This window comes from Microbacterium telephonicum, from assembly GCF_003651225.1.
Taxonomy (GTDB): domain Bacteria; phylum Actinomycetota; class Actinomycetes; order Actinomycetales; family Microbacteriaceae; genus Microbacterium; species Microbacterium telephonicum.
Genome location: NZ_RCDB01000003.1, coordinates 526,729 through 551,898 on the forward strand (window position 1 = coordinate 526,729; position 25,170 = coordinate 551,898).

The window sequence follows — 25,170 nt, forward strand, 5'->3', positions numbered from 1 at the left end:
CGCCGCCCTAAATCCCCGATCAGAATTAGTTCCATGCTTTCCAGTTCCGATCGGACACGAAGAGACAGCGTTGACATTCCACCCTTGTGTGCGGCCTCGCAAGCGGTCTACGGTGGGCCCCGCGAGCCCCTCGACGATGACGCGCGGGCGGCACGTGGCGGTTTCAAGGGTGAACCTGACAAGGAGAAGAACACATGGCACGCAAGACATTCGTCGCCATCGCGGGGCTCGTCGCCGCGGGCATCGCACTGGCCGGCTGCGCCGGCGGCGGAGGCGGCTCGGCCGACCCCGACAACACGATCGACGGCGAGGTGAAGGGCGACGTCAAGGTCGTCACCTGGCGCACCGATCTCGTCGAGGACGGCACCTACGACACCTGGATCGCGGCGTTCAACGAGGAGTACCCCGACGTGAACGTCACGGTGGAGGGCATCACCGACTACGCCGGCGAGATGCTGACCCGCATGAGCACGAGCAACTACGGCGACGTGATCGGCATCCCGGCGATCAAGCCCGAGCAGTACGACCAGTTCCTCGAGCCGCTCGGCGACACGTCGAGCTTCGAGGAGAAGTACCGCTTCCTCCCCGCCGCCAGCTACGACGGCACGCAGTACGGCATCGCCTGGGGCGGCAACGCGAACGGCGTGGTCTACAACAAGCGCATCTGGGAGGAGGCCGGCATCACGACCCCGCCCACGAGCGAGGAGGAATGGCTCGAGGATCTGCAGAAGATCAAGGACAACACCGACGCCATCCCGCTCTACACGAACTACAAGGACGGCTGGCCGCTCACGCAGAGCTTCGGCAACCTCGGCGTCGTCACGAACGACCCCGACGCCCCCGTCACGATGGCCGAGGACCCGGCACCGTGGACCGAGGGCACCGACGTCTACGCGATCGACTCGCTGCTGTTCGACTCCGTCGCCGCCGGCCTCACCGAAGAAGACCCGCTCACCACGAACTGGGAGCAGTCCAAGGTCGACCTCGGCACCGGCAAGATCGCGACCATGACGCTCGGCTCGTGGGCGATCTCGCAGATGCAGACCGCCGCGGAGGACAACGGCGCCTCGGCCGACGACATCGGCTACATGGCGTTCCCCGCCAACGTCGACGGCCAGCAGTACGCCGTCATCGGCGGCGACTACAACCTCGCGGTGAGCAAGCACTCCAAGGCCAAGGCCGCGGCGTGGGCGTTCATCACGTTCCTCGTCGAGAAGTCCGGCTACACCGAGGATCAGGGCATGATCTCGACGCTCAAGAGCGCCGACCTGCCGCCCAACCTGCAGGGCTTCACCGACGCGGGCGTCGAGCTGATGGAGATCAACCCGGCCCCGGCCGGCAAGGAAGGCCTCATCAACGAGATCGCCGACGACTCCAAGGTCGACCTGTACGGCCCGATCTACCGCCAGAAGCTCATCGACATCGCCCGCGGCGCCGCCGGCGGCGACAAGGAGAGCTACTTCGCCGAGCTCAACACGGCGTGGGGCGCCTCGGTGGAGAAGATCGCGGGCTGAGGCCCGCACACGGTCGGAAGGACGACAGACGATGGCGATCACGGCACCCGGCTCCGCGCCCGCGGACGCCCCTGCCGTCCTCTCGGCACCGGTGCGCGCCGGTCGGTTCCGCGGCTTCCGCCGCGGGGCCGGCCGGCGGCCCGGCCGCACCGCAGGACAGCGCACACTGCAAGCCCTCACCCCGTGGCTGTTCCTGGCTCTGGCGGTCGGGCTGCTCCTCCTGTTCACCTACTGGCCGGCCCTCAACCTCTTCTACTTCTCGGTCACCGACTGGGACGGCATCGACCTCGAGAAGGAGTTCGTCGGGCTCGCCAACTACGTCGAGGTCTTCACCGACCCGCGCATCTTCAGCGTCTTCGGCGTCAGCCTCTACTACTTCCTCGGCTCCTTCGTGCAGATGGCGATCGCCCTCTACTTCGCGACGATCCTGAGCTTCTCGACCCGCTTCCAGAACCTGTTCCGCGGCATCCTCTTCTTCCCCTACCTCATCAACGGCGTCGCGATCGGTTTCGTGTTCCTCTACCTGTTCCAGCCGGGCGGCACACTCGACTCCGTGCTGTCGTGGTTCGGCGTCAGTGATCCGCCGCAGTGGCTCGGCGACCCCTCGATCGTCAACTGGTCGCTCGCCGGGACGTCGGTCTGGCGATACACCGGCCTGAACTTCGTGCTCTTCCTCGGCGCGATCCAATCCATCCCGCGCGAGCTGTACGAAGCGGCCGAACTCGACGGAGCCTCGAGGTGGCAGCAGTTCTGGGCGCTCATCTTCCCCGGCATCCGCCGCATCATCGGACTCTCGTTCATCCTCGCCGTCGCCGGCGCGCTGAGCGTGTTCGAGATCCCGTTCATCATGACCGGAGGCGCCAACGGCTCGGCGACGTTCGTCATCCAAACGCTGCAGACCGCCTTCAACTTCCGCCAGGTGGGACTGGCCTCCGCGATGGCGGTCGTGCTCCTGATCATCGTGCTGCTGGTCACCTGGGTGCAGCGCAAAGTCTTCCCCGACGAGAAGGTCGACCTGACATGACCGCCACCACGACGTCCCGCCCCGTGCGTCCGGGCATGACTCCGCTGCTGCGCCTGCGCGGCATGAGCGCGACCGCGGCGAAGTACACGAGCCTCGTCATCGGCGCCCTCTTCACGCTGCTGCCGCTGTCGGTCGTGCTGTTCGCGAGCCTGAAGACCTCGCAGGAGTACGGCTCCACCGGCCCGCTCACGCCGCCGTCGAACTGGGTCAACTTCGACAACTTCGTGACCGCGTGGAACAGCGGCAAGATGCTCGAGGGCTTCGTCAACACGACGGTCGTCCTCGTGATCTCCCTCATCGGCACGATCTTCATCGGCACGATGGCCGCGTACGCCCTCGACCGGTTCGCCTTCCGCGGCAAGAAGCTCGTCATGGGGCTGTTCCTCGTGGCGACCCTCATCCCGAGCGTCACGAGCCAGGTCGCGACCTTCCAACTCATCAACGCGATCGGTCTCTACGACACCAAGACGGCGCTCGTGCTGCTGTTCATGGGCACCGACATCATCGCGATCTACCTCTTCATCCAGTTCATGCAGTCGATCCCGATCTCGCTCGACGAGGCGGCTATGATCGACGGCGCGAACCGCTGGACGGTCTACTGGCGCGTCGTGCTGCCGCTGCTGAAGCCGGCGATCGCCACCGTCGTGATCATCAAGGGCATCGCGATCTACAACGAGTTCTACGCACCGTTCCTCTACCTGCCCTCGGAGGGCCTCATCTCCACCTCGCTGTTCCGGTTCAAGGGACCGTTCGGTGCGCAGTGGGAGGTCATCGCGGCCGGCACCATCGTCGTCATCATCCCGACCCTCATCGCGTTCATCCTGCTGCAGCGGTGGATCTACCGAGGCCTGACCTCTGGAGCCGTCAAGTGACCCTCTCCTCCCGATTCCTCCACGACGACTGGACCGTGCGCGTCGCGGCCGGCCCGGCTCCCCACGAGGTCGCCGCCGCCGGCGCGATCCCGGCGACCGTGCCCGGTACGGTGCATGTCGATTTGCTCGCCGCGGGACTCATCCCCGACCCCTTCCACGGCGTCAACGAGGCGGCGGTGGCCTGGGTGGGCCTGGTCGACTGGACCTACGAGACCACCTTCACGTGGGCTCCCGACGGGCAGGCACGCCAGGACCTCGTCTTCGACGGGCTCGACACCGTCACCGAGATCCGCCTCAACGGCGCCCTGCTGGGCGTGACGGCCAACCAGCACCGTTCGTACCGGTTCGACATCGGCGCGGTGCTCGTCGAGGGCGAGAACGTCGTCGAGCTCGCCTTCCGTGCACCCGTACCGTACGCCAACGCGCAGAGCCTGGAGCTGGGTGTACGGCCGCGGCCTTATCCCCTCCCGTACGATGCGATCCGCAAGTCGGCGTGCAACTTCGGCTGGGACTGGGGCATCGCCACCTTCACGAGCGGGCCGTGGAAGCCGGTGCGGCTCGAGTCGTGGTCGGGCGCGCGCATCGCCGAGGTGCGTGTGAGCGCGACGCCCGACGGCACCGGCGGGCGCGTGCACGCCGATGTCGTGATCGAGCGCGACGGCCGGTCGGATGCAGATGCGGCCCTCACTCTGGCGGTGTCGGGACAGTGCGCCGCGGCGGAGGCGCGCGTCGACGTCACCGGCGACACGGCACGCATCGCCGTCGAGCTCGAGGCCGTGCAGCGGTGGTGGCCGGTCGGCTACGGCGCGCAGCCGCGCTACGACGTCACCGTCGCGCTTGCGGCGGCCGGTGCCGATGCCGACAGCGCGCACCGCACGGTGGGCTTCCGCACGGTCCATTGGGACACCACCGCCGACGAGGCCGGGAACGCGTTCACCCTCGTCGTCAACGACCAGCCCGTCTTCGTCAAGGGCGTCAACTGGATCCCCGACGACGCGCTCCCGGTGCGCGTGGACCGCGCACGCCTCGAGCGCCGCTTCCGCCAGGCCCTCGATGCGAACCTCAACCTCGTGCGGGTCTGGGGCGGCGGGCTCTACGAGTCCGACGACTTCTACGACCTCGCCGACGAGCTGGGCCTGCTGACCTGGCAGGACTTCCTCTTCGCCTGCGCCGCCTACGCCGAGGAGGAGCCGCTGCGCTCGGAGATCGAGCAGGAGGCACGGGAGAACATCGCCCGACTCGCCTCGCACCCGTCGCTCGTGCTCATGACCGGCAACAACGAGGCCCTCGAGGGATTCGAGAACTGGGGCTGGAAGCTGCGCCTGGACGGCCGGACGTGGGGCGCGTACTACTACTACGACCTGTTCCCGCGGCTCGTCGGGGAACTCGCCCCGCACCTGCACTACATCCCGGGCAGCCCGTTCAGCCAGGGCATGGGCTGGGATCCCACCCCCACCCCGGAATCGCCGAGCGGGACGCAGACGGGACCGCATCCGCTCGATCCCGGCTCGGGCACGGTGCATCTGTGGCGGCAGTGGAACGACCGCGACTGGACGACCTACCGCGAGCACACCCCGCGCTTCGTCGCGGAGTTCGGCTGGCAGGGTCCGCCGACCTGGTCGACCCTCACGGGGTCGCTCGATGACGCACCGCTCACCCCCGAATCGCCCGGGATGATCGTGCACCAGAAGGCCGCGGAGGGGAACGTCAAGCTCACGAACGGTCTGCTCCCCCACTTCCGGCTGCCGGACGACATGGAGACCTGGCACTGGGCGATGCAGCTCAACCAGGCGAACGCGGTCGGTGCCGCCCTCGACCACTTCCGCTCCTGGGCTCCTCACACGATGGGGGCGATCGTGTGGCAGCTGAACGACTGCTGGCCGGTCACCTCGTGGGCCGCGATCGACGGCGAGGAGCGCCCCAAGCCGCTCTTCCACGCCCTGCGCAACGCGTTCGCGCCGCGCGTGGTGACCCTGCAGCCGCGCGGCGACGAGCTCGCCGCGGTGATCGGCAACGACACCGGCGAGACCTGGACGGGCCGGCTCGACCTGCGGCGGCTCGCCTACGACGGCAGCGAACTGGCCGGAATCTCGGTCGAGGTGAGTGTGGCGCCGCGATCCACCGCGACGGTGACGGTGGATGCCGGTGTGGCGACGCCGGGCGACGCGGCATCCGAGCTGCTCGTGGCGGAGGTCGGTGCGGTGCGCGGCCTCTGGTTCTTCGCCGAACCGCGCGACTCCGCGCTGGGCACCGCCGAGGTCGACCTGTCGGCGCGCGGCGTGTCCGAGGGGACCGAGGTGACGCTCACCGCGCGGTCGCTGGCGCGCGACGTGACGCTGCTCGTCGACAAGCTCTCCCCGACGGCGCACGCCGAGGACGCCCTCGTGACGCTGCTCCCGGGAGAGTCCGCCCGCATCCTCGTGCGCCACGACGGCGAAGCGCTGGACGCCGCCGCCCTCGCCGACCCACGGGTGCTGCGCAGCGCGAATCAGCTGGTGACCCCGTGACCGCACTCGACGCCGCCGTGTGCGGAATGACCTGGGGGTGGACGGGCGTCCGCGGCACCTGGGCGACGCCGGACGCTGCCGCGTCGATGCGTGCGATGCGCGATCACGCCGTCACCTGGACGGCGCTGGCCTACGCGGCCGTGCAGGAGACGCCGTTCTCCACCGACATCCCGTTCGAGGCGGAGCCGACGGTCACGGACGACGAGATCGTGTGGGCGATCCGCGAGGCGAAGGCGCTCGGTATGAAGGTGTGCCTGAAGCCGGTCGTGAACGTCGCCGACGGCACCTGGCGCGCCCACATCGGCTTCTTCGACTGGGACGTGCCGGGCGAGCCGAGCTGGACCGAATGGTTCTCGTCGTACCGCCGCTTCCTGCTCCACGCCGCACAGCTGGCCGAGGCGGAGGGCTGCGAGATGCTGTGCGTCGGATGCGAGATGGTGCGCGCCGACGGTCAGGAGCAGCACTGGCGCGCCCTCATCGCCGAGATCCGCGAGGTCTACTCGGGGCTGGTGACCTACAACTGCGACAAGTATCAGGAGGACCGCATCACGTGGTGGGACGCGGTCGACGTGATCTCGTCGAGCGGCTACTACCCGATCGACGAGTGGGAGCAGAACCTCGACCGCATCGAACGCGTGGTCACGGCGAGCGACCGCCCGTTCGTCTTCCTCGAGGCGGGCTGCCCGTCGCGCGAGGGCTCCCCCGCGCGTCCCAACGACTGGAGTCTGCCGGGCGCGCCCTCGGGCGCCGCCCAGCTGTCCTACTACGAGGCGATGTTCGCGGCGTGCGCCCGACGCGACTGGGTCGGCGGCTTCTTCCTGTGGGATTGGCCGCCCCGACTCTACGCCGCCGCCGACGCGGCGACGAACGACGACTACTGCCCGTTCGGCAAGCCCGCCGGCGAGTACCTCCGCGCGACGTACGCCGCTCTGAGCACGAAGGAGACCTCGCGATGACGAGGAGCGTTCTCGCGATCGACGCGGGACAGACCGGCATGAAGGTGCGGGTCGACACGCCCGACGGGCGAGACGAGCTGCTGTTCCGGGGCATCGACACCCATGAGCCGCTGCTGCCGCAGCTCGCAGAGGTCGTGCGCGCCTCGCTCACCCGCACGCACGCCTCACCCGACGTCGTCGCCGCGGGTATCTCCGGACTCACCGACCGCGACGCCGACGCCGACGCCCTGCTGGCCCTCGTCGCCGGCACCGGCATCCGCTCGGCCGCACTCGCGCACGATTCCACCACCTCGTTCCTCGGCGCGCTCGGCGACCGTCACGGCGCGGTCGTCGCGTCCGGCACCGGCGTCGTGACCCTCGCCGTCGGCGCCCGCGACGTCGCCCGGGTCGACGGCTGGGGCTACATCATGGGCGACGCCGGCAGCGGCTACTGGATCGGACGCGAGGCGCTCGACGCCGTCATGCGCGCCTACGACGGCCGCGGCCCCGCGACGGCGCTGACCGACGTCGTCTGCGAGCTCTGGCCCGACCTGTCGCAGGCCTACATCGCCCTGCAGGGCGACGAGGGGCGCGTGCGCATCGTCGCCGGTTTCGCCGCCTCCGTCGCCCGGTGCGCCGACGCCGGCGACGCGGTCGCGCTCGCGATCACCGCCCGAGCCGCACGCGAGCTCGCGCACAGCGTCTCCACCGCGATCGCGCGCGTGCGCGGCGGGGAGACCGAGACGTTCGCGGTGTGCACGGTGGGCGGAGTCTTCCGCTCCGCCCCGCTGCGCGCCGCTTTCGCCGACGCGCTCACCGACGGCGGTCGCCGCGGCGACGTCGAGATCGTCGCACCGCGGGGCGCCGGCATCGACGGGGTGGTGGCCCTACCCGGTCTCGCGCCGTCGCATCCGCTGACCGCCGCCGTGCACCGCGCCGGCATCGCGTGATGAGCGCGCCGAAGACCGGCGTCATCCCCACCGTCGACCCGGAGCTGCTGCTGACCTCGGGGGTGCGACGCGCGCAGCCGCTGCGGTCGCTGTTGCGCCTGCTGCATCCGCACCGCTGGGGCATGTCGCTGGCCGTCGTCGCCTTCGTCATCAAAGACAGCGCCGTCTGGGTGCTGCCACCGGTCACCGCGGCCGTCGTCGACATCGTCGTCGCGGGCGGCCCGCTCGTGAACATCGCGTGGTGGGGGTTGCTGGCCCTCGTCGTGCTCGCCGTGAACTACCCGTTCAACATGATCGTGGTGCGGCTGACGAGCTCGGCCAACCGCACGCTCGCCTACACCGTGCGCGCGGGGCTCGCCGCCCGTCTTCAGCGACTCTCGCTCGGGTTCCACAACCGGCAGAGCCAGTCGATCGTGCAGACCAAGATCGTCCGCGACGTCGAGAACCTCGAGCTCATGCTCGCGCAGGTGTTCCCCACGGTCGTCTCGGCGCTGTCCACGCTCGTCGGAGCGGTGCTGATCACGGCACTGAACGTGCCCATGTTCGTCGCGGTGTTCGCCGTCGCGATCCCCATCGCCGCCTCCCTCATCGTCTACATCCGACGACGCGCCGCCCTGCGCAACGAGCAGTTCCGGGTCGAGGTGGAGCAGCTCTCGGCGCGGGTGAGCGAGATGGCCGCACTCATGCCCATCACCCGCGGCCACGGACTCGAAGACGTCGCGACGGCCCGCGTCGCCGAGCGGGCCGACTCGGTGCGCCAGGCGGGTCGCGCGCTCGATGTGCTCAACGGCCGGTTCGGCGCGATCTCCTGGATCTCGTACCAGGTGCTGGGTCTGCTCTGCCTGCTCGGCGCGGCCACACTCGCCGTCACCGGGCTCGTCGACATCACCCCCGGCCAGGTCGTGCTGCTGAGCACCTACTTCGGCATGCTGACCAACGCGATCGTCATGCTCATGAACGCCGCCCCCGTCTTCACCCGCGGCATGGATGCCGTGCGCTCGATCGCCGACGTCGCCGAGGAACTGGACGTCGAGGACAGCCGCGGCAAGGACGAGGTGCGCGCCGTGCGCGGCGAGATCACCCTCGACGACGTCGTCGTGACCTACCCGGGCGACGAACGCCCGGCACTCGACGGTGTGGACCTGCACATCGACGCGGGCCGGACGGTCGCCTTCGTCGGCCCGTCCGGCTCGGGCAAGTCCACGATCCTCAACACCGTCCTCGGCTTCGTCGTCCCGGCATCCGGAGCCGTGCGCATCGACGGACGCGACCTCGCCGGGCTCGACCTGCGGTCGCTGCGACGATTCGTCTCCATCGTCCCGCAGGAGACGGTGCTGCTGGCGGGATCGGTGCGCGAGAACGTCGCCTACGGGGCCACCGACGTCACCGACGTCGACATCTACGCCGCCCTGGCCGAGGCCAACGCCCTCGACATCGTGCAGGGCAGCGACGACGGACTCGACACCGTCGTCGGCGAGCGCGGGTCGCGCCTGTCGGGCGGGCAGCGGCAGCGGCTCGCGATCGCCCGCGCCCTCATCCGCGATCCCCGCATCCTCGTGCTCGACGAGGCGACCAGCGCTCTCGACCCCGAGTCGGAGGCACGGGTCACGGATGCCCTCGACCGGGCCCGGCACGGCCGCACGACCCTTATCGTCGCCCACCGCCTGTCGACCGTGCGCGGCGCCGACACGATCGTCGTCGTCGAGCACGGCCGCATCGTGGAGACCGGAACGCACACCGAGCTGCTCGCCGCGGGCGGGCTCTACTCGCGGCTCGCGCTCGTGCAGGGCGGCGGCGCCTGACCTTCTGAAATCCACGGCCCGCGCCCCGGAGGCGGACGCTAGCCTGGTGCCATGACCGAACTGCGCCTGGTGGAACTGTCGGCCGCGACGATCGTCGCAGTGAACGCGATGTCGCTCAAGCCCGGGCAGGAGCAGTACCTCGCGCCCACGAGCTATGCCGTCGCCGGCGCGGTCACCAACCCGAAGACGGCGTGGCAGCGGGTCGTGCTCGACGAGAACGAGGTCGTCGGGTTCGTCAGCGCGAACTTCGACGAGGATGCGGCGCAGGAGCACTTCCGCTCCGTGCTGTGGCGCATCAACGTCGACGCCGACGACCAGGGCCGCGGCGTCGGCCGATTCGCGGTCGCGCAGCTGCTCGAAGAGGCCCGCAGCCGCGGCTGGGACCACGTCGACGTCATCTACGAGGCCGGCGAGGGCGGCCCCGAGGCCTTCTTCCGCCGCGTCGGCTTCACGCCCGTCGGCGAGACCGAGTACGGCGAGGTCATCGCCGAGATCCGGCTCTAGCCCCGGCCGTAAATCAGGCCAGCCGGGCGCACCGGGATCGGCCGGGCGGCGCGGACCGTCGGATGTCGGAGGATTGCGCCTTTGTCGGACCCTGCGGCCCGCATCCTCCGAGTTCGGTGCGTGCCTCCGACAGAGATCGCGCCGACGCGCTTCGCGCACTCCTTCTCCCCCTCCGCACGGAGCGGCGCACAGTCCACGGATCGAGCCGGGCGGCACCCACGAGGGGCGCGGCGTCCGCATACTCTCCGGCATGGACATCCCTGCAATCGTGGAGGCCCGCGGCGGGATCGTGCACCGTCAGGAGCTGCTCGACCTCGGCGCGTCACCGCAGGCGCTGCGCCGCGCGGTGGATGACGGCGCCGTCACCCGCATCCGCCGGTCGTGGATCGCGGGACCGACGGCACCCGCGCAGCTGCGCGCGGCGGCAGGCGCCTCCGGGCGGCTGGCCTGTGTGAGCGCGGCGCGTCATCGCGGGTGGTGGATGCCGCCCGGTCTCGATCCGTCGGCGCTTCACCTCCACCTCCACCCGCACGCCCGGATGCCGGCCCCTGGCGCCGTGCTGCACTGGTCGGTTCCGCTCGTGCCGGTGGGACGACAGGCGCTCATCGAGTCCGTCATCGACACCCTCGAGCACATCGCGGTCTGTCAGATCCGCGAGGACGCGCTGATCGTCTGGGAGTCGGCCGCGCAGCACGAGCGCCTCGCCGTCGAGACCTTGCGCCGGGTCGACTGGCGCTCCCGCCGCGCCGCCGCCCTCGCCGAGGAAGTGAGCGGACGGATGGACTCGGGTCTCGAGACGATCTTCGCCTCGCGATTGAGGCGGCGCGGCATCGACGTGCGCGTGCAGGTCAAGATCGCAGGGCACGAGGTCGACGCGCTCATCGGCGAGCGCCTGATCGCGCAGCTCGACGGCTTCGCGTTCCACTCCTCGTCGGCCGAACGCACGCGTGACACGCGCCACGACCGCGAGCTCATCGCGCGGGGCTACACCGTGCTGCGCTTCACCTACGCCGACGTCGTGCACGGGTGGCCGGAGGTCGAGCGGGCGATCGCGCTGGCCGTGGCGCAGGGGCTGCACCGCGCCGCCTGAGGCTCCGCTCGAGCCCGCCCCTCGTCACCGTTGTCGGAGGATGGAACGCTTGTCGGAGGATGCGTGTGTCATCCTCCGACAAGCATGCGTTCCTCCGACGAGCGTGTCGGATGCCGCCGCACCGGGCCGCCGGACGGGGCTCAGACGAGCGACTCCTTCCAGGCGGCGTGCAGCTGGGCGAACTTGCCGGTGCCGGCGATGAGGGCGTCGGGGTGGTCGTCCTCGATGATGCGGCCGTGCTCCATGACGAGCACCCGGTCGGCGATCGCGACCGTCGACAGTCGGTGCGCGATGATGATCGCCGTGCGGTCGGCCAGCAGCGTCTGCAGCGCCTCCTGCACCTGGCGCTCGCTGGGCATGTCCAGCGACGCCGTCGCCTCGTCGAGGATCAGCACCGCGGGGTTGGCCAAGAAGGCCCGGGCGAACGAGATCAGCTGCCGCTGACCCGCCGACACGCGCCCGCCGCGCTTGTTCACGTCGGTCGCATAGCCGTCGGGGAGCTGCGAGATGAAGGCGTCCGCCCCCACCGCGCGCGCGGCGGCCTTGATCTCGTCGAGGGTGGCATCGGGCTTGCCGAGCGCGATGTTGTCGGCGACGGTCCCGCTGAACAGGTACGCCTCTTGAGTGACCATGACGATCGCGCGACGCAGGTCCTTCGGGTGCATGTCCCGCAGGTCGACGCCGTCGAGGGTGACGGCGCCGCGCGAGGGGTCGTAGAACCGCGAGACGAGCTTGGCGAGCGTCGACTTGCCGGCGCCGGTCGTGCCGACCAGCGCGACCGTCTGACCGGCCGGCAGGTCGAGCGAGAACCCGGGCAGGATGACGCGGTCGTCGCTGTAGCCGAACGTGACGTCCCGGAACTCGACGTGACCCTTCGCCTCCCAGAGGTCGACGGGGGCGTCGGGGTCGGGCACCGTCGGCTGCTCCTCGAGCACTCCCGACACCTTCTCGAGCGCCGCGGTCGCCGCCTGGTAGGAGTTCAGGAAGAACGCCACCTCCTGCAGCGGGGCGAAGAAGTTGCGCACGTACAGCACCACCGCGAGCGTGCCGATGCCGATGACGCCGTCGATGAGACGCCACCCGGCCCACAGCAGCACGAGCGAGACGGCCACCGCCGAGACGACCATGAGCGCCGGCTCGAACGTGCCGAACAGGCGGATCGCGCGCATGTTGTTGTCGCGGTACTGGCTGGCGAGCTCACCGAACTCCTTGTCGCCCCGCTCCTCCGTGCGGAACGCCTTCACGGCGCGGATGCCGGTCATCGTCTCGACGAACTTGACGATCACCTTGGCGCTCACGACGCGCGACTCGCGGTAGACGACCTGCGAGCGCAGGTAGAACCAGCGCATGAGGAGGTACATCGGCACCGCCATCGCGAGCAGGATGACACCCGACTCCCAGTCCAACAGCACGAGGGCCACGAGGGTGAACGAGCAGTACAGGATGCCGCTGACCAACTGGTTCAGCCCGCCGTCGAGCAGTTCCCGGATCGACTCCAGGTCGCTCGTCTGCCGCGAGATGATGCGGCCCGAGGTGTACGACTCGTGGAACTCGAGGCTCAGTCGCTGCGTGTGCAAGAAGATCCTGCGGCGCAGGTCGAACATGACCGCCTGGGTGAGTCGCGCCGAGATCACGGCGTACCAGCCGATGAGGGCGGCGCCGGTGGCGCCGGCGACGAGGTAGACCGCGGTGACCATGGCCGACGGCATCCAGTCGCCGTCCTCGATCACACGCGGCAGCGCGGTGTTGATGCCGTAGGCGATCAGGGCGGGGCCGGCGACCTGCGCGGCGGTCGAGACCACGAGCACGACGGCGGCGAGGGTGACCTGCGCCTTCAGCGGGCTCAGGAGCGAGCCGAGCAGGCGCAGCGAACGCCGCCGGATCTCGCGGCTCTCGGCCTTGGTGTAGTCGGTGCGGTCTTCACCGGTGGTTCCGGAGACGCTGCTCATCGGGTCACCTCCTCTTTCGCGGGGTCGAGATCTCGGGCTTCGCGTTCGGCATCCTCGAGGCTCGAGATGACGTGGCGGTAGTGTTCGCTCGTGCGCAGCAGTTCGGTGTGGGTGCCGACCGCCGTGACGCGGCCCGCCTCGAGCAGCGCGACGCGGTCGGCGAGCATGACCGTCGACGGGCGGTGCGCGACGACGAGGGTCGTCGTGTCGGCCATCACCTCGCGCAGGGCGTCCTCGACGAGTGCCTCGGTGTCGACGTCGAGCGCCGACAGAGGGTCGTCGAGCACGAGCACGGTCGGGCGGGCGGCGACGGCCCGCGCCAGGGCGAGTCGCTGACGCTGACCACCGGACAGGCTCAGCCCCTCTTCGCCGATGACGGTGTCGAGGCCCTCGGGGAGGTCCTCGACGAACCCGGCCTGGGCGACCTGCAGCGCCTCGCGGAGCACGGCCTCCGCCTCGGGGCTGCCCGGAGCGAGATCCTCTCGCCCGAGCAGCACGTTCTCGCGCACGGTCTGCGAGAACAGGGTCGAGTCCTCGAACGCCATGCCGACGTGCGTGCGCAGTTCTTTCAGCGTGAGCGCGCGCACGTCGACGCCGTCGAGTGTGACCCGGCCGCCGGTGACGTCGTACAGCCGTGCGGGCAGCGTCGTGAGGGTCGTCTTGCCGGATCCGGTCAGGCCGACGAGCGCCATCGTCTCGCCCGGTTCGAGGGCGAGGTCGATGCCGTCGAGCAGGTCGCGCTCGTGCTCGCCGGCATCCTGGTACCGGAAGCGGGCGCCCTCGAACACGAGGCGTCCCTTCGGGTCGCGGATGCGGGTGGGCTCGGCGGGGTCGGTGATGGTGTTCTCCTCGTCGAACACCTCGAAGATGCGGTCGGTCGCGGTGCGGGCGTCGAGCAGGAACGAGAAGAGGAAGCCGAGCGACTCCATCGGCCAGCGCAGCACGGTCGCCATCGCGAAGAACGCGAGCAGGCCCGCGACGTCGAGTTCGCCGAGCTGCACGAGCACGATGCCCGACAGCAGCGACAGCGCGAAGGCGATGTCGGGCAGGATGATGAGCCAGAACCAGATGAGGCCGACGGCGCGCGCCTTGCGGATCTCGGTCTCACGCAGCGTCTCGGCCTGACGCGTGAACTTGTGCAGCGCGTGCTTGCCGCGTCCGAACGCCTTCAGCACGCGGATGCCGTGGACACTCTCCTCGACGGCGGTCGCGAGGTCGCCGGCCTGGTCTTGGCTCTGCCGTGCGAGCACGCCGTAGGTCTTCTCGAAGTGGTACCCGGCGTACCACAGCGGCGCGCACGAGATGAGGAAGACGGTGCCGAGCAGCCAGTGCCAGTTGAACAGCAGCACGGCGCCGACGACGATCGTGATCATGTTGACGACGAGCAGCACGAGGCCGAACGCGAGCCACCGGCGCACCATGCCGATGTCCTGCATCATGCGGCTGAGCAGCTGGCCGGACTGCCAGCGGTCGTGGAACGCGACAGGCAATCGCTGCAGGCGCGCGTAGAAGCCGTGACGCAGCTCGTACTCGACGCGGGTCGCGGGGCCGAGCACGAACCAGCGCCGCAGCCACACCATGGCGGCTTCGGCGAGGCCCAGCACGAGGATCACGACGACGCCCCACACGAGCATCGCGCGGTCGCCGGAGGTGATGGGCCCGGCGATGATCTGCTCGAGCACGAGCGGGATGCCGAGGGCGAGCAGACTCGCCACGAGCGCGGAGACCCCGCCCAGGATGAGGCGCGGCAGCACGGGCCGCGCGTGGGGCAGGAGTCGGAGGAGTGCTTTGGCGGTGGACAGTCGTTGCGGAGGGTGCGTGTTCATGGTCATCGTTGTCGTCACAGTCGCGGATCGAATCGGTTCGAGGAAGGAAAGGGGAAGAGGGAAAGGTCGCGGCGGGCGCGACGGGAGACGCCGGGCGGGAGGCCCTGACGGAGAGAACGCTGCGGATGCGGCGGCTTATGCCGCGGTGCGCGAAATCGCGCGAGCGTGACCCCGTCGACGGCCGTACCCCGGGGCGCCCGTGATCGGGGCGCGGAGGACGGCGGGCTTCGTGGCGACGATGGCCTGTGACATGGCTTCCTCCTCGGGTCAGCGGACGGGGGCTGCCGCGACGTGCGCGACAGCCCTCCAGCCTAAACCTGGGAATCAGCCGAAAGCAAGACCGGACTCGCGATCCAGCAGTGACCGCTTGACCGGCTCGCCCCACGCGAAGCCCCCGAGCGAGCCGTCGCCGCGCAGTACCCGGTGGCACGGCACGAACAGCGCGGGCGCGTTGCGGGCGCAGATGGAGGCCGCCGCCCGCACCGCGCGCGGCGATCCGAGCTCCGCGGCGAACGCGCTGTAGCTGAGCGGCCGTCCCGGTGCGATGCGCCGCAGCGCGGCCCATCCGGCCAACTGCATCGCCGTGCCGTGCTGTGCCACCGCGACGTCGTCGATCGCGGCGAGGTCGCCGTCGTAGTACGCCACGACGGCGGCGGCGGCATCCGTCTCCCCCGCGCGCACGTCGCTCGGCGCGGTCCGGACGCGGCCGAGAATCGCGGCGGGGTCGGCGGTCCACCCGCTGGCCAGCACGCGCCCGCCCTCGTCGGCCAGGATCGTGAAGGCGCCGTCGGGGGTCTCGACGGTCTGGATGGTCGCGGTCATGTCGTCTCCTGGTCGTGAGGTGTCTCGTCGTGGGGCGTCGGGGCGGCATCCGGTCGGCTCCGTCCCGGTGCGCGGACCGCGGGGCCGGCGTCGGCCGCGGCCGCGGCCGCTCGGGCGGCGCGACCCGTGCGCCCCGCCGGAGCGCGCGGCGGCACCGCCGCCCACAGGTGCGCGGTGAGGTAGCTGCGCCACGGCGCCGTGCGCGCGGCCCACGCGTCGAACCCGCGCGGGTCGGACGGGATGCCGAGGGCGACGGCGCCGGCGCGCACGGCGACGTCGCCGGGAAGGGTGATGTCGGGGTCGCCGAGCACCCGCATCCGCACGTAATCGGCCGTCCACGGGCCGATCCCGGGCATCGTCAGCAGGGCGGCGCGCTGCTGGGCGCCGTCGTCGCCCGACGTGAGCAGGAGCGAGCCGTCGGCGAGGGCCGCCGCGGCACCGGTGATCGCGCGGATGCGCGCCCCCGGACCGCGCAGCACCTCGTGCCCGTGCTCGGCGATGGCCGCCATCGTCGGGAACAGCCGGGCCGTTCCCTCGACCTCGGGGGCCGACTCCCCCAGCGCGTCGCTCAGCGCCGTCAGCGCGGTGCGCGCCGACGCCACCGAGATCTGCTGGCCCACCATCGCGCGGATGAGCATCTCGTGCGGATCGGCGGCGCCGGGCACGCGGATGCCGGGGATCCGCGCGACGCGGGGGGCGATCTCGGGATGCGCGGCGAGTGCGGCGTCGACGGCGGCGGGGTCGGCATCCAGGTCGAAGAGGCGCCGCGCCCGCGCGACGAGCGTGCCGAGGTCGGCCAGACGCGACAGCCTGGCGCGCATGCGCAGGCGGTCGGCGCCGTCGCGACGCAGCTCGAACCAGGCCACTCCGCCGGGCAGGCGCAGCGTGCGGGCGAAGCTCGTTCGCCCGGCGACCTCCACGCCGGGCACGGCGCGCACGGCCATCCACGCGAAGAGCCCGTCGAGATCGAGGGGCGCGCGGTACGGGAGCACGAGGTCGATCGCACCCGACGCCGCCGCCGCGCCGGAGGGCCGTCGCAGCGCGCGCAGCGCGCCGGGCGTCATGCCGAACACCTCCTGCACGGTGTCGTTGAACTGCCGCACGCTCGCGAACCCCGCCGAGAAGGCGATGTCGGATGCCGGCAGGTCGGTGCCGACGAGCAGCATGCGGGCGGTGTGAGCGCGCTGCGCCCGCGCGAGGGCGAGGGGCCCGGCGCCGAGCTCGGCGGTGAGGATGCGGCCGAGGTGCCGCGGCGAGTACCCCAGGCGCGCGGCGAGACCGGGCACGCCCTCGCGCTCGACGACGCCGTCGGCGATGAGGCGCATGGCGCGGCCGGCGACGTCGCCGCGCAGGTTCCACTCCGGCGATCCCGGCGCGGCCTCGGGGAGGCACCGCCTGCAGGCGCGATACCCGGCCTCGTGCGCCGCGGCGCTCGTGGGGTAGAAGGTGACGTTCGCGGGCTTCGGGGTGCGGGCGGGGCACGACGGACGGCAGTAGATGCCGGTGGAGCGCACCGCCGTGACGAACTGTCCGTCGAACCGCGCGTCGCGCGCGTCGATCGCACGGTAACGCTCGTCGAACGTCATCCCGCCCGTGGTCATCCCGCTCATGGTCACCCCCTCAGCCTGCCACTCCCGCATCCCCCGCGCTCGCGGAAATCGGACACGACGGTGAGGGTCGTCGCCGGTCACGAACTCCGCAGAAACGCACGAACTCCGCATCCGAAGCGACGCTCGGATGCGGAGTTCGTGGGATCGTGCGGAGTTCGAAGCACCGCACCTCGCCAGCGGGTCAGTGGAAGAAGTGACGCTCGCCGGTGAAGAACATGGTCACGCCGGCGGCCTTGGCCGCGTCGACGACCTCCTGGTCGCGCACCGATCCGCCGGGCTGGATGATCGTGCGGATGCCGGCGTCGATGAGCACCTGCGGTCCGTCGGCGAACGGGAAGAACGCGTCCGAAGCGGCGACCGAGCCGGCCGCGCGGTCACCGGCGCGCTCCACCGCGAGGCGGCAGGAGTCGACCCGGTTCACCTGGCCCATGCCGATGCCGACCGTCGCCGACCCCTGGGCCAGCACGATCGCGTTGCTCTTGACGGCGCGGCACGCCTTCCACGCGAAGGCGAGGTTCGACTTCGCGGCGTCGTCGGGCATCTCGCCCGTGACGAGCTCCCAGCCGTCGACGAGCGACTCGACCTCGGCCGGGAAGCGGTCGGCATCCTGCAGCAGCAGGCCTCCCGAGACGAGACGGACGTCCATCGGCTCCTGCCGCCAGTCGTCGGGCAGCTGCAGCACGCGCAGGTTCTTCTTGAGCTTGAACACCTCCAGCGCCTCCGGCTCGAAGCCCGGGGCGACGATGACCTCGGTGAAGATGTCGCGCAGGTTCTCGGCCATCTTCAGCGTCACGGTGCGGTTGGCCGCGATCACGCCGCCGAAGGCCGAGACCGGGTCGCACTCGTGGGCGCGCAGGTGCGCGGAGGCGATGGGGTCGAGCGCCTGCGGCGCGGCGATCGCGATGCCGCACGGGTTGGCGTGCTTGATGATGGCGACCGCCGGTTTGACCATGTCGAACGCGGCGCGGAGGGCGGCATCCGCGTCGACGTAGTTGTTGTACGACATCTCCTTGCCCTGCAGCTGCGTGGCCTGGGCGATGCCGTGGCCGCCGGTGCGGGTGTAGATCGCGGCGCGCTGGTGCGAGTTCTCGCCGTAGCGCAGGGTCTCGAGCCGCTCGGCGCGGATCGTGAGGTGCTGCGGCAGGTCGACGCCGTCGGCGAGGGTCTCGTCGGCGAACCACGTCGAGACGGCCCGGTCGTAGGCGGCGGTGTGGGCGAAGGCGCGCGCGGCGAGCTCCCGCCGCTGCGACAGCGTCGTGCCGCCCTGGCCGATCGCGTCGATGATGGCGGGGTACGACTCCGGCGAGACGACGATCGCGACGTTCGCGAAGTTCTTGGCCGACGCGCGCACCATGGCGGGTCCGCCGATGTCGATCTGCTCGACCACGGCGTCGCCCGTCGCGCCGGAGGCGACGGTCTCGACGAACGGATAGAGGTTCACGACGACGAGCTCGAAGGGGCGGATGCCGAGCTCGGCGAGCTGGGCCTCGTGGTCTTCGAGCCGCAGGTCGGCGAGCAGGCCTGCGTGGACGCTGGGGTGCAGGGTCTTCACGCGGCCGCCGAGCGACTCGGGGAACCCGGTGATCTCGGCGACGTCTTTCACGTCGAGACCGGCCTCGCGCAGCAGCGCGGCCGAGCCTCCGGTCGAGACGAGCTCGACGCCGTCGGCGGCGAGGGCCTGGGCGAGCGGCAGCAGCCCCGTCTTGTCGCTGACCGAGATCAGCGCACGGCGGATGGCGACGGCGTCGCGCGGACGGTAGAGGGCGGGGTCGATGGTGGGACCGGCCATGGCGGAGGGCTCCTCGGGGTCGGAGTGCGGGACGTGCGGTGGTCAGGGGGTCGGCGCGGGCGCGCCGGCGCGGGAGAGGTCGAGCTCGCCGGTCGCGATGCGGCGCACGACGTCGATCAGCAACCGTCGCTCGACGGGCTTGATGCGCTCGTGCAGGCTGTGCTCGGTGTCATCGGCGAGCACGGGCACCCGCTCCTGCGCGAGGATCGGGCCGGTGTCCACGCCGGTGTCGACGACGATGACGCTCGCGCCGGTCTCGGTCGCGCCCGCGGCGAGCGCGTCGCGCACGCCGTGCGCGCCGGGGAACTCGGGCAGGTACGCGGGGTGGGTGTTGATGAGCCGCGGCGCCCACGCGTCGACGACGGATGCCGGGAGCAGACGCATGAGACCGCTCAGCACGACGAGGTCGGGGTTCCACACCGCCAGCTGCCGCTGCAGCTCCTCGCCCCAGTGCTCGCGCGACTCGAATTCGCGGAACGGCACGAGGAACGTCGGGATGCCGAACTGCTCGGCGTGGGCGAATCCGTCGGCCTGCCGGTCGGCGCCGACGACGACGACGCGGGCGGGGAAGTCGGCGGATGCCGCCGCCTCCAGCAGTGCCCGCAGGTTCGAGCCGGTGCCCGAGATGAGGACGGCGACCGTGAGCATCAGGCCAGTCTAGTGCGCCGCCGTGCGCGCCACCGGGGCGCTGGCGGCTCAGCGCGGGGGCTCGGCGCAGGCGCCCACCGCAGGGGCTCAGCGCGGCGGGGCGGTGGGGTCGTCGAGGTCGAGCGGCTCGGTGAGGTTGTCGTCGGGCGCCGGGGGGTCTGCCGAGGCGGTGGGTGCGGTATCCGGCTCCGCGTCGTCGGACAGGAACGCGATCGGGGCGATCTCCTCGGTGGCCTGCATGTCGACGTCGACCACCGGGACGGAACGGGCGTTGCCGGTCGCCGATGACCACCCGCCGTCCGGCTGCGGCAGCGACGTCGCGGCCCCGCCGGCCACGACCGTCGGGACGAGGGCGACGTCCGAGTCGGGCATCGTGTCGTACCGGTCGACGTCGTCACCGCGCTCGCGCGTGGACGCGCGCAGACCGAACAGCGTGATCGCGGCGCCGACCGCGATCTCGGCGCCGACGGCGAGGGCGAGCGGCCCGGGCTGCGTGCCGACGACGGCCAGCCGGCCCGGGCCGATCGACCCGGAGGCGACGACGGCCAGCAGCGCCGCCGCTCCCCCGGCACCGACGACGAGGATGCCGAGCACGGCGAGACGGGTGGCGACGGCATCCGTCTGCTCGTCGACGAGGCGCCGGCGGGCGATCCAGCCGGCGAACGCGCCGACGGCGACCACGACGACGGCCAGGAGCAGCAGCCACTGCGACGGGTCCTCGGGGACGATGCCGAGCACGGGGATCGCGGGCAGTACGCCGACATCCGTTCCGGCGGCGGAGACCGTGGCGCCGTCGCCGAGCAGCAATCCGGGGCCCGCGGCGAACGAGAGGCCCCAGACGACGAGCGTCGGCAGATAGGCGACCTGGGCGAGTCCGATCGCGACCGCCCCGACGAGGTCGACGTGCGCGGATTCGAACAGGGCGACGACATCTCCGCCGCCTACGGCGAGCGCGACCGCCAGCACGGCGGCCCCCACTCCGATCATGCCGACCAGCGCGGCCGCGAGCCCGCGCGCCGCGGCGGGCACGGCGCCGCGCCACAGCTCGGAGTCGTCGGCGAGGTCGTGCACCGCGTCGACGACGCCGTCGTCGCCTTCGCGCCACGCGGTGACGAGCGCGCCGGCCGCCGCCGGCAGCGCGTAGACGAGCACGGGGAGGAGGATCGCCTGCCAGGTCTCGACGGCCGCGACCGGGGCGTGCGCGGAGAGCGTCACGAGGCTCGCCAGCGCCGCGAAGACGACGCCCCCCGACAGGACGCCGATCAGGCCGGCACCGGAGTGCGCGGCCCGGGCGCCGGAACGGGCGGCGAACAGGGCCGTGAACACGGCGAACGCGAGCGGGGAGAGCGAGAGCAGGAACGCGGCACCCTCGACGGGGACCCCGGCGGACACGAGGTACGCGTCGGGCAGGTCGACCTGTACGGGCACGAGCAGACCGAACTGCCAGATGCGGGCCGAGGCCGGCCAGAGCAGTCCCCAATCGGCGCCGCCCCCGAAGCCGAACACCCACAGCAGGGTGAGCGGAGCGAGGGCTGCGGCGAGACCGACGGCCGCGGCGATGGCGGCGTCGAAGGCGGCGAGGATGACGACGAGGAGGCGGTTCATGCGCCTTCGACCCTATCCGCGGTACCGTCGACGGAATGAGCACCACTCCGCCTTCCCCGACGTCCACCACCCGCGGCCGCCTCGATTCCTTCTTCGAGATCACCCGTCGCGGCTCCACCGTCGGCACCGAGATCCGCGGCGGCCTCGTCACCTTCGTGACGATGGCCTACATCGTCATCCTGAACCCGCTGATCCTGTCGACCCCCGACGTCGAGGGGACGGTGCTCGACGGCCACGCCGTCGCCGCGGCCACGGCGCTCACCGCCGGCGTCATGACGGTGCTGTTCGGCCTCGTGACCCGCCTGCCGTTCGCGTTCGCGGCGGGCCTGGGGATCAACGCGTTCCTCGCGTTCTCGGTCGTCGGATCGGTGTCGTGGCCCGAGGCGATGGCGCTCGTCATGATCAACGGCCTCATCATCGTCGTCCTCGCCGCGACCGGCCTGCGGAAGATGATCTTCGACGCCGTCCCGGTGCAGTTGAAGCTCGCCATCACGGTCGGCATCGGCCTGTTCATCGCGTTCATCGGCTTCGTCAACGCCGGCTTCGTCTCGGCGACCGGCAACGCGTCACCCCCGGTCGACCTCGGCATCGGCGGGTCGGTCGCGTCGCTGCCGACGCTGATGTTCGTCATCACCCTGCTGATCGGCGGCACCCTCATCGCGCTGCGGGTCAAGGGCGCGATCCTCATCGCCCTCGTCGGCGGAACCGTGCTGTCGGCGATCGTCAATGCGATCTGGCCGTTCGGTCTGGACTTCGGCTTCGCGAACGGCATCGTCGCGCTCCCCGACTTCAGCCTCATCGGCGCCGTCGACTTCGGCTTCGACCTGCAGCGCGTGAGCGTCGTCGCCCTCGTCATGTTCGTGTTCACCCTGCTGTTCTCGAACTTCTTCGACGCGATGGGCACCATGACCGGCCTCGCCAAGGAGGCCGACCTCGCCGATGCCAACGGCGACTTCCCGCGCATCAAGTCGGCGCTGGTCGTCGAGGGCCTCGGCGCCGTCGTCGGCGGTGGCACGTCGTCCTCGTCGGCGACGGTGTTCGTCGAGTCGGGCTCCGGCATCGGCGAGGGCGCCCGCACGGGGCTCGCGTCGGTCGTGACCGGCGCGCTGTTCCTGCTCGCGATGTTCTTCACGCCGCTGACCTCGCTCGTGCCGGGCGGTGTCGCCGCGGCGGCGCTCGTGCTCGTCGGCGCGATGATGCTCACCCAGATCAAGAACATCGACTTCACCGACTTCCGAGTGCTGCTGCCGGTGTTCCTGACCGCGACGGTCATGCCGATGACCTACTCGATCGCCAACGGCATCGGCGCGGGCTTCGTGTCGTGGATCGTGCTGCACGCCTTCTCGGGCCGCGCGAAGCAGATCCACCCGCTGCTGTGGATCGTGGGCGCCGGCTTCGTCGTCTTCTTCGCCCGCGGCCCGCTCGAGGCGCTGCTCGGCGTCGCCTGAGGCGCGACGGCGCACGAACGACGAAGGGGACGGATGCCGCGGCATCCGTCCCCTTCGTCGTTCAGCGTTACAGCGTCTCGATGATCTCGCGCATGAGGGCGGCGGTCTCGGACGGGGTCTTCCCGACCTTGACGCCGGCGGCCTCGAGGGCTTCCTTCTTGGCCTGCGCGGTGCCCGCCGAGCCGGAGACGATCGCGCCGGCGTGGCCCATCGTCTTGCCCTCGGGAGCGGTGAAGCCGGCGACGTAGCCGACGACCGGCTTGGTGACGTTGGCCTTGATGAACTCGGCGGCGCGCTCCTCGGCGTCGCCGCCGATCTCGCCGATCATGACGATCGCCTTGGTCTCGGGGTCGGCCTCGAACGCGGCGAGCGCGTCGATGTGCGTCGTGCCGATGACCGGGTCGCCGCCGATGCCGATGGCCGTCGAGAAGCCCAGGTCGCGCAGCTCGAACATCATCTGGTAGGTCAGGGTGCCCGACTTCGAGACGAGGCCGATCGGGCCCTTGCCGGTGATGTTGGCGGGGGTGATGCCCACGAGCGCCTCACCGGGGGTGATGATGCCGGGGCAGTTCGGGCCGATGATGCGGGTCTTGTTGCCGCGGCTCTTCGCGTACGCCCACGCCTCGGCGGTGTCGCCGACGGGCACGCCCTCGGTGATGACGACCAGCAGCGGGATGTCGGTGTCGATGGCCTCGACCATGGCGTCCTTCGTGAACGCCGGCGGCACGAACGCGATCGACACGTCGGCGCCGGTGGCCTCGATCGCCTCGGCGACCGAGGCGAACACGGGCAGCTCGACGGCGTTGCCGGCGGCATCCGTGTGCGAGACGGTCGTGCCGGCCTTGCGCGCGTTGACGCCGCCGACCACGTTGGTGCCGGCCTTGAGCATCAGGGCGGTGTGCTTGGTGCCTTCACCGCCGGTGATGCCCTGGACGATGACCTTGGAGTCCTTGTTCAGATAGATAGACATGTCTGTTTCCTGGTTCCTGAGCGTGTCGAAGGGCCGCGGATCAGGCGGCGGCCAGCTCGGCGGCCTTGTCCGCGCCCTCGTCCATACCGGCGGCGAGGGTCACGAGCGGGTGGTTCGCGGCGGCGAGGATGGCACGGCCCTCCTCGACCTGGTTGCCGTCGAGGCGCACGACGAGCGGCTTGGTCGCCGTGTCGCCGAGGATCTCGAGGGCCTTGACGATGCCGTCGGCGACGGCGACGCACGAGGTGATGCCGCCGAAGACGTTGACGAACACCGACTTGACCTGCTCGTCGCCCAGGATGACGTCCAGGCCCGCGGCCATGACGGTCGCCGAGGCGCCGCCGCCGATGTCGAGGAAGTTGGCGGGCTTCACGCCGCCGTGGTTCTCGCCGGCGTACGCGACGACGTCGAGCGTCGACATGACCAGGCCCGCGCCGTTTCCGATGATGCCGACCTCGCCGTCGAGCTTGACGTAGTTGAGGCCCGACGCCTTCGCCTTGGCCTCGAGCGGGTCGGTCGCGCCCTTGTCCTCGAGCTCTTCGTGCTCGGGGTGGCGCACCTCGCTGGCGTTGTCGTCGAGGGTCACCTTGCCGTCGAGGGCGATGATGTTGCCGTCGGCGTCCTGGATGAGGGGGTTGACCTCGACGAGGGTCGCGCCCTCGCCCTTGTAGACGTCGTAGAGCTTGACGAAGACGGGAGCGACCTTCGCGGCGGTCTCGTCGTCGAAGCCGCCGGCCTTGGCGATCTCGAGCGCCTTGGCCTCGTCGATGCCGCCGAGCGGGTCGACCTCGACACGCGCGAGCGCCTCGGGCTTCTCGACCGCGAGCTGCTCGATCTCCATGCCACCCTCGACCGAGCACAGGCTGAGGTACGAGCGGTTGGCGCGGTCCAGCAGCACCGAGAAGTAGTACTCCTTCTCGATCCGGGCGCCGGCGGCGACCATGACGCGCTGCACGACGTGACCCTTGATGTCCAGGCCCAGGATGGCCTGGGCCGCCTCGTACGCCTCGTCGGGGGTCTTGGCGACCTTCACGCCGCCGGCCTTGCCGCGTCCGCCGGTCTTGACCTGGGCCTTGACCACGACGACGCCGCCGAGCTTCTCGGCTGCCGCTTTCACCTCCTCGGGGGTGTCCGCGACGATACCGGCGAGCACCGGCACCTCGTACTTCTCGAACAGGTCTCGTGCCTGGTACTCGTACAGATCCACGTGCAATCCTTCGCTGGGCGACTGTGGGGTGTGAAGCGCCGAAGAAGTCTCGATGTCGAGATATCGACGCGCCCAGCCTAATACGCGCGGCTGGATGC

19 protein-coding genes are annotated in these 25,170 nt (G+C 70.9%); 10 read left to right on the top strand and 9 right to left on the bottom strand.

Going from position 1 to position 25,170, the window contains the following annotated elements; translation table 11 throughout:
- Positions 1–194 precede the first annotated feature (194 nt).
- The 9 genes from C7474_RS12065 (at position 195) to C7474_RS12105 (ending at position 11,198) form a co-directional block, all read left to right on the top strand.
- Positions 195–1,514, top strand: coding sequence for an ABC transporter substrate-binding protein (locus C7474_RS12065; RefSeq protein WP_121060298.1), 1,320 nt, complete (start codon positions 195–197; stop codon positions 1,512–1,514).
- A 31-nt stretch (positions 1,515–1,545) separates the two neighbouring features.
- Positions 1,546–2,538: a carbohydrate ABC transporter permease gene (locus tag C7474_RS12070; protein WP_121060299.1), complete on the top strand. Its 993-nt coding sequence runs from the start codon at positions 1,546–1,548 to the stop codon at positions 2,536–2,538.
- The gene (locus C7474_RS12075) at positions 2,535–3,410 is read left to right on the top strand and encodes a carbohydrate ABC transporter permease (protein ID WP_121060300.1); all 876 of its coding nucleotides are present in this window, start codon (positions 2,535–2,537) and stop codon (positions 3,408–3,410) included. Before C7474_RS12070 ends, C7474_RS12075 begins: the two co-directional genes overlap by 4 nt.
- Positions 3,407–5,917, top strand: coding sequence for a glycoside hydrolase family 2 protein (locus tag C7474_RS12080; RefSeq protein ID WP_121060301.1), 2,511 nt, complete (start codon positions 3,407–3,409; stop codon positions 5,915–5,917). Before C7474_RS12075 ends, C7474_RS12080 begins: the two co-directional genes overlap by 4 nt.
- A complete protein-coding gene (locus C7474_RS12085) occupies positions 5,914–6,873 on the top strand; it encodes a glycoside hydrolase family 113 (protein ID WP_422385802.1) in 960 nt (319 codons plus the stop codon). The genes C7474_RS12080 and C7474_RS12085 overlap by 4 nt, the downstream gene beginning before the upstream one ends.
- On the top strand, positions 6,870–7,802 hold the full coding sequence (locus C7474_RS12090; protein ID WP_121060302.1) for an N-acetylglucosamine kinase: 933 nt from the start codon (positions 6,870–6,872) through the stop codon (positions 7,800–7,802). The genes C7474_RS12085 and C7474_RS12090 overlap by 4 nt, the downstream gene beginning before the upstream one ends.
- A complete protein-coding gene (locus tag C7474_RS12095) occupies positions 7,802–9,604 on the top strand; it encodes an ABC transporter ATP-binding protein (RefSeq protein ID WP_121060303.1) in 1,803 nt (600 codons plus the stop codon). The genes C7474_RS12090 and C7474_RS12095 overlap by 1 nt, the downstream gene beginning before the upstream one ends.
- Positions 9,605–9,655: 51 nt before the next feature.
- On the top strand, positions 9,656–10,108 hold the full coding sequence (locus C7474_RS12100; protein WP_121060304.1) for a GNAT family N-acetyltransferase: 453 nt from the start codon (positions 9,656–9,658) through the stop codon (positions 10,106–10,108).
- Between the two features lie 250 nt (positions 10,109–10,358).
- On the top strand, positions 10,359–11,198 hold the full coding sequence (locus tag C7474_RS12105) for a type IV toxin-antitoxin system AbiEi family antitoxin domain-containing protein (protein ID WP_121060305.1): 840 nt from the start codon (positions 10,359–10,361) through the stop codon (positions 11,196–11,198).
- Between the two features lie 140 nt (positions 11,199–11,338).
- Here C7474_RS12105 and C7474_RS12110 read toward each other — a convergent pair whose 3' ends face one another.
- The 7 genes from C7474_RS12110 to C7474_RS12140 all read right to left on the bottom strand — a co-directional run bounded on the left by C7474_RS12110 (position 11,339) and on the right by C7474_RS12140 (position 21,447).
- Positions 11,339–13,147 carry an ABC transporter ATP-binding protein gene (locus C7474_RS12110; RefSeq protein ID WP_121060306.1) on the bottom strand — a complete coding sequence of 603 codons (1,809 nt, stop codon included), beginning with the start codon at positions 13,145–13,147 and terminating at the stop codon, positions 11,339–11,341.
- The gene (locus tag C7474_RS12115) at positions 13,144–14,979 is read right to left on the bottom strand and encodes an ABC transporter ATP-binding protein (protein WP_121060307.1); all 1,836 of its coding nucleotides are present in this window, start codon (positions 14,977–14,979) and stop codon (positions 13,144–13,146) included. Before C7474_RS12115 ends, C7474_RS12110 begins: the two co-directional genes overlap by 4 nt.
- 318 nt (positions 14,980–15,297) lie before the next feature.
- A complete protein-coding gene (locus tag C7474_RS12120; protein ID WP_121060308.1) occupies positions 15,298–15,795 on the bottom strand; it encodes a methylated-DNA--[protein]-cysteine S-methyltransferase in 498 nt (165 codons plus the stop codon).
- A complete protein-coding gene (locus C7474_RS12125) occupies positions 15,792–17,396 on the bottom strand; it encodes an AlkA N-terminal domain-containing protein (RefSeq protein ID WP_121060309.1) in 1,605 nt (534 codons plus the stop codon). The genes C7474_RS12120 and C7474_RS12125 overlap by 4 nt, the downstream gene beginning before the upstream one ends.
- A 190-nt stretch (positions 17,397–17,586) precedes the next feature.
- Entirely contained in the window at positions 17,587–19,194 is a 1,608-nt protein-coding gene (gene purH / locus C7474_RS12130; RefSeq protein ID WP_121060310.1) for a bifunctional phosphoribosylaminoimidazolecarboxamide formyltransferase/IMP cyclohydrolase, read from the bottom strand.
- Between the two features lie 42 nt (positions 19,195–19,236).
- Positions 19,237–19,842, bottom strand: a complete 606-nt coding sequence (purN, locus tag C7474_RS12135) for a phosphoribosylglycinamide formyltransferase (protein ID WP_121060311.1) — start codon at positions 19,840–19,842, stop codon at positions 19,237–19,239.
- An 87-nt stretch (positions 19,843–19,929) separates the two neighbouring features.
- Positions 19,930–21,447 carry a cell division protein PerM gene (locus C7474_RS12140; protein WP_199692443.1) on the bottom strand — a complete coding sequence of 506 codons (1,518 nt, stop codon included), beginning with the start codon at positions 21,445–21,447 and terminating at the stop codon, positions 19,930–19,932.
- Positions 21,448–21,482: 35 nt separating this feature from the next.
- Between C7474_RS12140 and C7474_RS12145 the strand changes: the two genes are divergently transcribed.
- On the top strand, positions 21,483–22,895 hold the full coding sequence (locus tag C7474_RS12145; protein WP_121060312.1) for an NCS2 family permease: 1,413 nt from the start codon (positions 21,483–21,485) through the stop codon (positions 22,893–22,895).
- 67 nt (positions 22,896–22,962) lie between these two features.
- On the opposite strand, the gene sucD is transcribed toward C7474_RS12145, so the two are convergent.
- Positions 22,963–23,865 carry a succinate--CoA ligase subunit alpha gene (gene sucD / locus C7474_RS12150; protein WP_121060313.1) on the bottom strand — a complete coding sequence of 301 codons (903 nt, stop codon included), beginning with the start codon at positions 23,863–23,865 and terminating at the stop codon, positions 22,963–22,965.
- Between the two features lie 40 nt (positions 23,866–23,905).
- Positions 23,906–25,072: an ADP-forming succinate--CoA ligase subunit beta gene (gene sucC, locus C7474_RS12155; protein ID WP_121060314.1), complete on the bottom strand. Its 1,167-nt coding sequence runs from the start codon at positions 25,070–25,072 to the stop codon at positions 23,906–23,908.
- Positions 25,073–25,170 lie beyond the last annotated feature (98 nt).